Annotated in this window: 2 protein-coding genes; both read left to right on the forward strand. The window is 67.2% G+C overall.

The window, feature by feature from the left end; translation table 11 throughout:
• Positions 1-1,155 (forward strand): Gfo/Idh/MocA family protein (locus CH289_RS27820; protein ID WP_218828478.1); only part of this gene is annotated, 1,155 nt, incomplete at its 5' end.
• Between the two features lie 29 nt (positions 1,156-1,184).
• The coding region (locus tag CH289_RS27825; RefSeq protein WP_094729138.1) for a sugar phosphate isomerase/epimerase family protein at positions 1,185-2,153 on the forward strand (969 nt) is incomplete at its 3' end.

The raw sequence follows: 2,153 nt of genomic DNA on the forward strand, positions 1-2,153 counted from the left end.
GTAGCCGTCATCGGTGGCGGTATGGCCGGACGCGCCCATGCCGCCGGGTACCGGATGGCGTCGACGCTGTTCGGCACCGACCGCCCGGATGTACGTTTGGTGGCCATCGCGGACACCAACAAGGGTGTCGCGGACGATACCGCCAAGCGGTACGGCTACGAGCGCGCCGAGTACAGCTGGCAGGCGATCGCCGAGGCACAGGACATCGATGTCGTGTCCGTCGTCGTCGCCAATCACCTGCACCGTGAGATCGTCGAAGGCCTGCTCGCTGCAGGCAAGAACGTGCTGTGCGAGAAGCCGCTGGCAGGGTCGCTGGCCGATGCGGAGTCGATGGTCGCCGCGGCCGCGGCATCGAGCGGTATCGCCTCGGTGGGCTACACCTACCGCCGGTCCCCGGCCGTGCAGGCCATCGCCGACGAGCTCGCCGCCGGTCGCCTCGGTGAGATCGTGCACTTCGACGGCCGCTACCGCGCCGACTACTCCCTCGATCCGAGCGGGCCGATCACCTGGCGGTACCGCGGCGGGCAGGGAACCGGTGCACTCGCCGATGTCGGCAGTCATCTGATCGATCTCGCCGAGTACGTCGCCGGACCGATCGTCGAGGTCCGCGGGGCGCAGTTCTCCACCGTCGTCACCGAACGCCCCGTCCCGGTCGGGGTCACCTACGGTCACACCAAAGCCGAAACCACCGGGGAGACGGCGCCGGTGGAGAACGAGGATATCGCCACCTTCACCGCGCAGTTCGCCGGCGGATTCGTCGGAACCTTCTCCGCCTCGCGGGTCTCGCACGCCAATCCCGACGGTCTGTCCTTCGATGTGTTCGGCACGCGCGGGTCGGCGTCGTGGGCGCTCGAGCGAGCCGCGGAGTTCCACATCTCCACCACCGACATCGACGAGACGGTCAATGGCCGCCGTCAGGTCATCATCGGACCCCAGCACCCCTACATCCAGGGCGGGCTGCCGATGGACGCCGGCGGCGTCGGGCACGGCAAAGCCGAATTCTTCGCCTACCAGGCACGGGCATTCCTCGACCAGGTCGCCGGACTGACCGGCCTGCCCCCGCTCCCGGACTTCGCGCACGGACTGCGCGGCATGCAGATCGTCGCCGCCATCGCCGAATCCGCTGCCGCGAACGGCACCGCAGTCAAGATCTGACCCACCCTCTACTCGCAAGGAAGCTCACGATGAAACTCGGCGTCTACAACGCGATCCTGCACGACAAGTCCCTGCCCGACGCCATCGCGACGGTGGCCTCACTCGGTCTCGAAGGCATCGAGATCAACTCCGGTGGATTCCTGCCACCGGTGCACATTCCGGTCGACGACCTGCTCGCCGGCACCATCAGCCCAGCCGACTACCTCGCGGTGTTCGAGGGCACGGGCGTCTCGATCGCCGGCCTGAACTGCAACGGCAACCCACTGCACCCCGACCCGGAGGTCGGCCCCGAGGACGCCGAGGACCTGCGCAAGTCCATCCGTGTCGCCGGTCTGCTCGGCATCGACCGGGTGGTGACGATGTCCGGTCTGCCCGCAGCCCACGAGGGTGGGACGTGGCCGGCATGGCATGTCAACACCTGGGATTCGGGATACCTCGACTCCTCCGATTACCAGTGGGATCAGGTCGCGGTGCCGTTCTGGAAAGAGATCGACGCTCTCGCCCGTGAGCACTCAGTCAAGGTCGCCATCGAGATGCACCCGCAGAACCTGGTGTTCAACCCACCGACGCTCAAGCGCCTCGTCGACAAAGGCGACCTGAGCAACGTCGGCGCCGAAATGGACCCCTCGCACCTGTTCTGGCAGGGCATCGACCCGGTCAAAGCCATCGAATGGCTCGGCCCCCTGGTCTTCCACGCCGCAGCCAAGGACACCCGAATCAACCCCGACTGCGAGATCTACGGAGTCCTCGACGACCGATTCACCCGCGCACCGCAGGACGGACCCCGCATCAGCCTCGGCGGCAAGCACTTCGTCAATGTCTGGCCGCAGGACTCCGCGTGGGACTTCGTCGCCGTCGGCAACGGACACGACGTCGACTTCTGGACCCGGTTCCTGCGCGCCCTGCACTCCGTGGACCCCGACATCGCCGTGAACATCGAACACGAGGACACCGCCTACGGCCCCCTCGAAGGGCTACAGATCGCCGTCGACACCCTC

This window comes from Rhodococcus sp. RS1C4 (genome assembly GCF_002258225.1).
GTDB classification, from domain to species: domain Bacteria; phylum Actinomycetota; class Actinomycetes; order Mycobacteriales; family Mycobacteriaceae; genus Rhodococcoides; species Rhodococcoides fascians_E.